The organism is Streptomyces sp. NPDC093225, from assembly GCF_044753805.1.
Classification (GTDB): Bacteria; Actinomycetota; Actinomycetes; order Streptomycetales; family Streptomycetaceae; genus Streptomyces.
The window spans coordinates 59094-66993 of record NZ_JBIVNX010000020.1 but is presented as its reverse complement, the minus strand read 5'-3'; the positions used below and the strand labels follow the sequence as shown (position 1 = coordinate 66993).

The following is a 7900-nucleotide window of genomic DNA, read 5'->3' as shown; positions in this document are numbered from 1 at the left end:
GTCGCCCTCATAGCTGTCGCGCCACACGTAACCGGGCTTGCACTGATTGCTCCCCGGCTGCCGGTTCGGGTTCTGCGCATGCGCCGCGTCCCGCTCGGCGGGCGTCACACACGTGCCGTCGCCCTCATAGCTGTCGCGCCACACGTAACCGGGCTTGCACTGATTGCTCCCCGGCTGCCGGTTCGGGTTCTGCGCATGCGCCGCGTCCCGCTCTTCCGGGGTGACGCACAGGGCGTCGCCCTCATAACTGTCACGCCAGACGTAACCCGGCTGACACGCTTGGGACGAGGGGGCCGCGGAGGGGGCGGGTGACGCGACCGCCGCGGAGGCCTGCAGCGCCACGGCGCCCGAGGCGAACGCCAGCGCGGTGACGCACAACCCGAGGCGCGAGGGGCGGCGCGTGGAAACGGGCGCGTGAAGGGGGGTGTGAAGATCGTGGGACATGGCTGCTCCTTGGGTAGGGGGCATCCGGCGGCCGGGCCGCCGGGGACGAGCGGCCCGCCGTCCGGCGTCGCCGCACGTCAAGTAGGCGCGACGCGCCCGCCACCCGGCATGCCACGAGAACGCGTGGCTTGACCGCAGCCGCGGCGCGCCCCCTCACGCACCCGGCCTGCCGGCCGCGGCTCCACGCCCACACCCACACCCACACCCGTAATAGCCGTTAACAGCGGTTCTGGGCACAACGCCCAAGAATCTTGTTACTCGTCCGGATCTCTTGACACGCCGCGGACCGGCCTCGAAGCGTGGAGGGATGACCAGCAACGGAAAGCTCAAGAGAGTGAGCGCGGCGGTCGCCGCCACCGCGGCGGTCTTCGCGCTCGGCGTCGGAGGCGGAACCGCGGCCTTTGGGGCGATCGAGCCGCACGACACGTCGTGCAGCAACAACGGCGGCCACAACCCGGGCGGCCAGCAACCGAGCTGTTCGGGCGGCGGCCTCACCCAGAACACCGAGAACCAGAACCCCGCGGGCCACGCGCCCGGCGGCCACAACAAGTGACGACGCCGAAAACCCCCTGCCGGCGGACGGACCGCGGACAGGGGGTTCTTCCGTGCACGGGTGCACGGGCTACTGCACGGGTTACTTCTTGCCCTGGTTCTTGACGGCCTCGATGGCGGCGGCGGCGGCCTCGGGGTCGAGGTAGGTGCCGCCGGGGTTCAGGGGCTTGAAGTCGGCGTCGAGCTCGTAGGAGAGCGGGATGCCGGTGGGGATGTTCAGGCCCGCGATGTCGGCGTCGGAGATGCCGTCCAGGTGCTTGACCAGGGCGCGCAGCGAGTTGCCGTGGGCGGCGACGAGGACCGTGCGGCCGGCCAGGAGGTCCGGGACGATGCCGTCGTACCAGTACGGCAGCATGCGGTGGACGACGTCCTTGAGGCACTCGGTCCGCGGGCGCAGCTCCGGCGGGATCGTCGCGTAGCGCGGGTCGCCGGACTGGGAGAACTCGGTGCCGTCCTCGAGGGCCGGCGGCGGGGTGTCGTACGAGCGGCGCCACAGCATGAACTGCTCCTCGCCGAACTCGGCGAGGGTCTGGGCCTTGTCCTTGCCCTGCAGCGCGCCGTAGTGGCGCTCGTTCAGGCGCCACGAGCGGTGGACTGGGATCCAGTGGCGGTCGGCGGCCTCGAGCGCCAGCTGCGCGGTGCGGATCGCGCGCTTCTGGAGCGAGGTGTGCACGACGTCGGGGAGCAGGCCGGCGTCCTTCAGCAGCTCACCGCCGCGGACCGCCTCCTTCTCGCCCTTCTCGTTGAGGTTGACGTCCACCCAGCCGGTGAACAGGTTCTTCGCGTTCCACTCGCTCTCGCCGTGGCGGAGCAGGATCAGCTTGTACGGTGCGTCGGCCATGCGTACGAGCCTAGTGGACGGGGTCAGGGCCTGCGCGCCCCCTCCCGGGCCCCCCGTCGATTGACGCCGGGCGTCAATCCAGTGGCGTGCGAGAGCACCTCTACGTAACGTGCCAATCTCAGTTTCGCTGCTTACATCGCCAGGGGGACCCGGATGGCCACTGTCTCGCTCGCCTCGTTCAGAAGAGCCGCCCGCGAGAGCGTGGCGGGCCTGCCCAGGGAGTTCTGGTGGCTGTGGACCAGCACCCTGGTGAACCGGCTCGGGGCCTTCGTCGCCACGTTCATGGCCCTGTACCTGACCCTGGAGCGGGGCTACTCGGCCTCCTTCGCGGGACTCGTGGCTGCCCTCCACGGCCTGGGCGGGGTGGTGTCCTCGCTGGTCGCGGGCGTGATGACGGACCGGCTCGGCCGCCGCCCGACGCTGATGGCGGCGCAGGCCTCCACCGCCGTCGCCGTGGCCGTCCTCGGCTTCATGGAGCACCCGGTCGCGATCGCCCTCGTGGCGCTGGTCGTGGGCATGACCTCGAACGCCTCGCGCCCCGCGGTGCAGGCGATGATGTCCGACATCGTCGCGCCCGAGGACCGGGTGCGCGCGTTCGCGCTGAACTTCTGGGCCATCAACCTCGGCTTCGCGGTCTCCTCGTCCGCGGCCGGCTTCGTCGCCGAGTACAGCTACCTCGCGGGCTTCCTCGGCGAGGCGGCGCTGACGCTGGTGTGCGCCGTGCTCGTGTACGTCAAGCTCCCCGAGTCCCGGCCGGAGCGGTCCGGGGCCGCGGCGGGCGGCGGGGCGGCGGCCGAGGAGGCGGTCAGCCTCGGGACGGTGCTGCGCGACAGGCGCTTCATGGGCGTGGTCGGGCTGTCCTTCCTGATCTCGCTGATCTTCACGCAGGGGTCGGTGGGCCTGCCGGTGGCGATGGGCGCAGCCGGCTTCAGTGCCGGCGACTACGGGCTGGTCATCGCGGTCAACGGCATGCTGATCGTGGCCCTCCAGATACCGGTGACGCGCTTCGTCGAGCACCGCGACCCGAAGCGGCTGCTGGTGGTGTCGGCCGTGCTCGCGGGGTACGGGTTCGGGCTGACCGCCTTCGCCGGGTCGATCGGGGCGTACGCGCTGACGGTGTGCGTGTGGACGCTGGCCGAGATCATCAACGCGCCGACCCAGATGGGCCTCGTGGTACGGCTCTCCCCGGCACACGGGCGCGGCCGCTACCAGGGCATGTACACGATGAGCTGGTCGGTGGCGGCGCTGGTCGCGCCGCTCATGGCCGGGCACGTGATCGACCGCTTCGGGGCGGAGTGGCTGTGGGGCTCCACGGCCGTGATCGGTACGGCGGCCGCATTCGGGTACTGGGCGCTGATGCGGAGGCTGGCGACGGGATCCGGTACGGGCGCGGGTGCCGACGGCGCCGCGACGGCCGGTCCCGCCGCGGCGCCGGCCGGTGCCGGTGCCGGAGCCCCGGTCGACGTCACGCCGTAGCGCCCCGAGCCTCCTCGGCGCCGGTGGCGGCGATCAGGGCCGCCAGGCCGTCCAGGTGGCGGGCCAGGCCGAAGGCGAACAGGGACTCGGACGACAGGGCGGCGGCCGGGGCCGCACGGACGGCGGTGAAGGACGGGAAGGTGCCGTCGGCGAGCAGGGCCGCCATGCGCTCCTCCTGGGCCGCCATCCACGGGCCGCCCGTGACCCCGCCGGCCCGGGCCGTCTGCTGGGCGGCGGCGAGGTCCACCGCGCAGCCGCGGACGTGGCCGAAGAGGGACACCGCCGCGTGCAGCCGGGCCCCGGCGTCCAGGCCGGTGCCCTCCAGCGCGGCCAGGGCCCACTCGACGTGCCGCATCCCGCCCGGCGCGAGCAGCGGCCGGTCGAGGTTGAGGGCCGCGGCCAGCCAGGGGTGCGCGTGGTAGAGCCGCCACTGGGTACGGGCCGACAGCTCCAGCCGGGCCCGCCAGCCGGTCGGCGGGACGGCCGGCAGGGCGTCCGACGCGAAGGCGGCGTCGGCCATCATCGCGACGAGCTCGTACTTGTTCTCGACGTGCCGGTACAACGACATGGCCGAGACCCCGAGTTCGGTCGCCAGCCGGCGCATCGTCAGGGCCGCCAGCCCCTCGGCGTCGGCGACCGCGAGGGCGGTCGCGACCAGCCGTGCCCGTGCCGCGGACTCCGCGGCCGCGGCCGACCCGGCGGGCGACGGCCGGGCCCCGCGTGGTGCCGCCGCGGTACCGGGCCCGGCCGCCGCCCCGGAGCCGGCCCCCGGCGCCCCGCCCGCCGCCGGTGCCGCGCACACCACCGTGCCCACCCCCGGCACCGCCCGGACCAGGCCCTCCTGCCGCAGGGCGGCGAGCACCCTGCTCGCGGTGGCCATGGCGACCCCCCACCGCTGGGTGATGGCCCGGGTGGAGGGCACCCGGTCGCCGGGCCGCAGCTCCCCCTCCTCGATGCGCCGCCGCAGCTCGGCGGCGATCCGTGCGTAGGGCGGGTCGGCGATGGGCATGGTGCACTCCTCACTGCACTAGTGCAGTGGAGGGTAGTGCACTAGTCATCCTTCCTCAACCATCTCCTGTTTTCCGGCTGTTGAGGTGCGTACGTTGTACACATCGAGCCGGGCACGAACGAGCCGGCTGACCCCGGCACCCGGCCGGGACCCGAGGAGAGGAACGACCGTGAACGCCACCACCCACACCACCGGCACCACCACCGGCACCGCCACCACGCCCGCCGCCACGGCCCGCGGCACCGTGCTGGTCTCCGGCGCGAGCGTCGCCGGCCCCGCCCTCGCGTACTGGCTCCGCCGGTACGGCTTCGCCCCCACCGTCGTCGAGCGCGCCGACCGGCTGCGCGAGGGCGGGTACGCCGTCGACTTCCGCGGCGAGGCCCTCGACGTGCTGGACCGGATGGGCCTGCTGGAGCAGGTCAGGGCGCTGGACACGGAGATGGGCGACGCGCAGATGGTGGACGCGGCCGGGCGGCCGTACGCCACCCTGCCGGCCGCGGTCTTCGCCGGCGACCTGGAGGTCATGAAGGGGGACCTGACCCGGCTGCTGTACGAGGCCACCCGGGACGACGTCGAGTACGTCTTCGGGGACTCGGTCGCGGGCCTGGCCGAGGACGAGGACGGCGTGCTCGTCACGTTCGAGCACGGCCCGGCCCGCCGCTTCGACCTGGTGGTCGGCGCCGACGGCCTGCACTCGCGGACCCGGGCCCTGGCCTTCGGCCCGGAGGAGCGGTACGTGCGCCACCTGGGCATCTGGACGGCCGTCTTCAGCCTGGCCGACCACCTCGGCCTGGCCGGCACCGGCCGACTGTACGCGGCCCACGGCAAGGCCGCGAACATGTTCGGCGCCCGCACGCCCGGCGAGGCCCGGGCCGCCTTCCACTTCGCCGCGGACGACCTCGAGTACGACCGGCACGACCGGGCCGCCCAGCAGCGGCTGGTCGCCGAGCGGTTCGCCGACGAGGGCTGGGAGGTGCCGCGGCTGCTCGCGGAGATGGAGCGGGCCGAGGACTTCTACTTCACCTCCAACGCCCAGGTGGAGATGGACCACTGGGCCGCGGGCCGGGTGGTGCTGCTCGGTGACGCCGCCTACTGCGCGGGCCCGACCTCCGGCCGGGGCACCTCGCAGGCGCTGATCGGGGCGTACGTCCTGGCCGGCGAACTCGCGGCGGCCGGCGGCGACCACGCGGCGGCGTTCGCGGCGTACGAGCGCGGGATGCGCGGTTACGTCGCCGAGCACCAGGCGCTGGGCCGGGAGGGTGCGGAGCGGTTCTTCATGCCGGCGCCCACCCAGGAGGTGCTGGACGCGCTCGCCGCGCAGGCGCCCGAGCACGCGCGGACCGAGCCGGTCCGGCTGCGCGACTACGCCTGAGCCCGGCCTCCCGTCCGGCGCGGGGCCCGGTGCCCCGTCACGTGCGGGCCGGACGCTCCGTCAGGTGCTTGAAGGCGTCGAGGTTGCGGGTGGACTCGCCCCGCGCGGTGCGCCACTCGTACTCGCGCCGGATGGCGGAGGCGAAGCCGAGCTCGAGGAGCGTGTTGAACGCCCCGTCCGCGCCCTCGAGGACCGCGCCCAGGATCCGGTCCAGCTCCTCGGGGGTGACCACGGCGAGCGGCAGCCGGCCGGTGAGGTAGACGTCGCCGAGCCGGTCGACCGCGTAACCCACCCCGTACAGCTTGAGGTTGCGCTCCAGCAGCCAGCGGTGCACCCCGGCCTCGTTCTCGTCCGGGTGCCGGATGACGAAGGCGTTGACCGAGAGCGAGTGCTGGCCGACCCGCAACGAGCAGGTGGTCGAGAGCTTGCGGGTGCCGGGCAGCTTGACGACGTACGAGCCGGGCTCGGGTCGCTCCCACTCCAGCTCCGCGCCGTCGAGGGTGCTCTCGATGATCTGCGCGACCTGCGCGACGTCAGCCATGGTGGGAGCGTACGCGACGGCGATGGTCGTGCATCGCCGCGGTGTACACGTCCGCCGTGCCGCTCGCGGCCGTGTCCCAACCGAAGAAACCGGCGTGCCGCGCGGCCTCCCGCCCCATCCGCTCGGCCAGCGAGGGGTCGTCGGCGAAGAGCTTCAGGCGCTCCGCGTAGTCGGCCGGGTCGTGCCCGCGTACGAGGAACCCGGTCACCCCGTCGTTGACCGCCACCGGCAGCCCGCCGACCTCGGCGGCCAGCACCGGCGTCCCGGCGGCCTGCGCCTCGATCGCCACCAGTCCGAAGGACTCGTTGTACGAGGGCATGACGAGCACGGACGCGGCCCGGAACCAGTCGGCCAGCCGGTCCTGCGCCACCGGCGGGTGGAAGTGCACGAGGTCCGCGATGCCGAGCCGGGCCGCCAGCTTCTGCAGCCCCTCCGGCTTGGCCAGCCCGCTCCCGCTGGGCCCGCCGACCACCGGAACGACCAGGTGGCGGCGCAGCGCCGGCTCGCGGTCGACCAGCTCGGCGACGGCGCGGAGCAGGATGTCGGGGGCCTTGAGGGGCTGGATGCGCCCGGCGAACAGCGGGACGAGCGCGTCCTGCGGCAGGCCGAGGCGGGCCCGGGCGGCGGCGCGGCCGTCGCCGGGGGTGAAGCGCTCCAGGTTCACGCCGGGATGGACGACGGCCACCTTGCCGGGGTCGGCGTCGTAGTGGCGCACCAGCTCGTCGGCCTCCTCGCTGGTGTTCGCGATGAGGCGGTCGGCGGCGGACACGATCTGGGTCTCGCCGATGACGCGGGCGGCCGGCTCGGGGGTGTCGCCCTCCGCGAGGGCGGCGTTCTTGACCTTGGCCATGGTGTGCATGGCGTGGACGAGCGGGACGCGCCAGCGCTCGGCGGCCAGCCAGCCGACGTGCCCGGAGAGCCAGTAGTGGGAGTGGACCAGGTCGTAGTAGCCGGGCCGGTGGCCGGCCCAGGCCTGCATCACGCCGTGGGTGAAGGCGCACAGCTGCGCGGGCAGCTCCTCCTTCTTCAGGCCTTCGTACGGGCCGGCGTCGATGTGCCGGACCAGGACGCCCGGGGCCAGCTCGACCACGGGCGGCAGTCCGCCGGCGCTGGCCCGGGTGAAGATCTCCACCTCGATGTTGATCTCGGCGAGGCGGCGGGCCAGCTCGACGATGTAGACGTTCATGCCGCCCGCGTCGCCGGTGCCCGGCTGGTGCAGCGGCGAGGTGTGCACGCTGAGCATCGCCACGCGGCGCGGCTTGCGGTGGTGGCCGATCCCGGCGCCGACGCCGCCGGGCAGGCGGAGGCGGGGCTGGGCGACGCCCCCGAGGGGCTGGCGGTCCGGCGTGCTGGCGCGGCGGCCGCGGAACCGGGACACGTACTGGCTCACGCGTGCGGTCCTCTCGCTCGGGAGTGGAGTGGGGGTGACGGTCGGGATCGGTCCGGCTGGGTGGGCCGGTCCGGCGGGCGCTCCGGCGGCCCGGGGTGGTTCCTTCCACAGGCCGGCCTTGGTGGGCCGTGGCACGCCTGCGGGAGGACGCCGGGGCTGCCCTCGCTGGATGCAACCGCCCTCGTTGCCGTCGCATTCCACTTTGCAGAACTTTTATTCCCCGCGCAGGGCGGGGAGCGGCCGGGGCCCACGGCTTGCGGGTCCCGGCGCCCACG

General features: G+C 74.0%; 8 protein-coding genes. 3 read left to right on the top strand and 5 right to left on the bottom strand.

The genetic code is table 11. The annotated features are described in order from the left end of the window. Nucleotides 1-444 (bottom strand): hypothetical protein (locus ACIQCH_RS19865; protein ID WP_402582506.1); only part of this gene is annotated, 444 nt, incomplete at its 3' end. 307 nt (nt 445-751) lie between these two features. Between ACIQCH_RS19865 and ACIQCH_RS19860 the strand changes: the two genes are divergently transcribed. Then, nucleotides 752-997, top strand: a complete 246-nt coding sequence (locus ACIQCH_RS19860) for a hypothetical protein (protein ID WP_402582504.1) — start codon at nt 752-754, stop codon at nt 995-997. Nucleotides 998-1078: 81 nt separating this feature from the next. Here the strand turns inward: ACIQCH_RS19860 and ACIQCH_RS19855 are convergent, their stop codons facing one another. Beyond that, nucleotides 1079-1837 (bottom strand): phosphoglyceromutase, encoded by a 759-nt coding sequence (locus tag ACIQCH_RS19855; protein ID WP_030204175.1) that lies wholly within the window; start codon nt 1835-1837, stop codon nt 1079-1081. Nucleotides 1838-1990: 153 nt separating this feature from the next. Here ACIQCH_RS19855 and ACIQCH_RS19850 point away from each other — a divergent pair, with 153 nt between their 5' ends. After that, the gene (locus tag ACIQCH_RS19850; protein ID WP_402582502.1) at nt 1991-3313 is read left to right on the top strand and encodes an MDR family MFS transporter; all 1323 of its coding nucleotides are present in this window, start codon (nt 1991-1993) and stop codon (nt 3311-3313) included. Here ACIQCH_RS19850 and ACIQCH_RS19845 read toward each other — a convergent pair. After that, a complete protein-coding gene (locus ACIQCH_RS19845) occupies nt 3303-4322 on the bottom strand; it encodes a TetR/AcrR family transcriptional regulator C-terminal domain-containing protein (RefSeq protein WP_402582500.1) in 1020 nt (339 codons plus the stop codon). The two genes, ACIQCH_RS19850 and ACIQCH_RS19845, sit on opposite strands and share 11 nt — an antisense overlap. 169 nt (nt 4323-4491) lie before the next feature. Here ACIQCH_RS19845 and ACIQCH_RS19840 point away from each other — a divergent pair, with 169 nt between their 5' ends. Beyond that, nucleotides 4492-5694 (top strand): FAD-dependent monooxygenase, encoded by a 1203-nt coding sequence (locus tag ACIQCH_RS19840; protein ID WP_402582498.1) that lies wholly within the window; start codon nt 4492-4494, stop codon nt 5692-5694. A 37-nt stretch (nt 5695-5731) separates the two neighbouring features. Here the strand turns inward: ACIQCH_RS19840 and ACIQCH_RS19835 are convergent, their stop codons facing one another. After that, nucleotides 5732-6235: a YbjN domain-containing protein gene (locus ACIQCH_RS19835; RefSeq protein WP_030204183.1), complete on the bottom strand. Its 504-nt coding sequence runs from the start codon at nt 6233-6235 to the stop codon at nt 5732-5734. After that, a complete protein-coding gene (mshA, locus tag ACIQCH_RS19830; protein ID WP_402582496.1) occupies nt 6228-7625 on the bottom strand; it encodes a D-inositol-3-phosphate glycosyltransferase in 1398 nt (465 codons plus the stop codon). Before mshA ends, ACIQCH_RS19835 begins: the two co-directional genes overlap by 8 nt. Nucleotides 7626-7900: the final 275 nt, after the last annotated feature.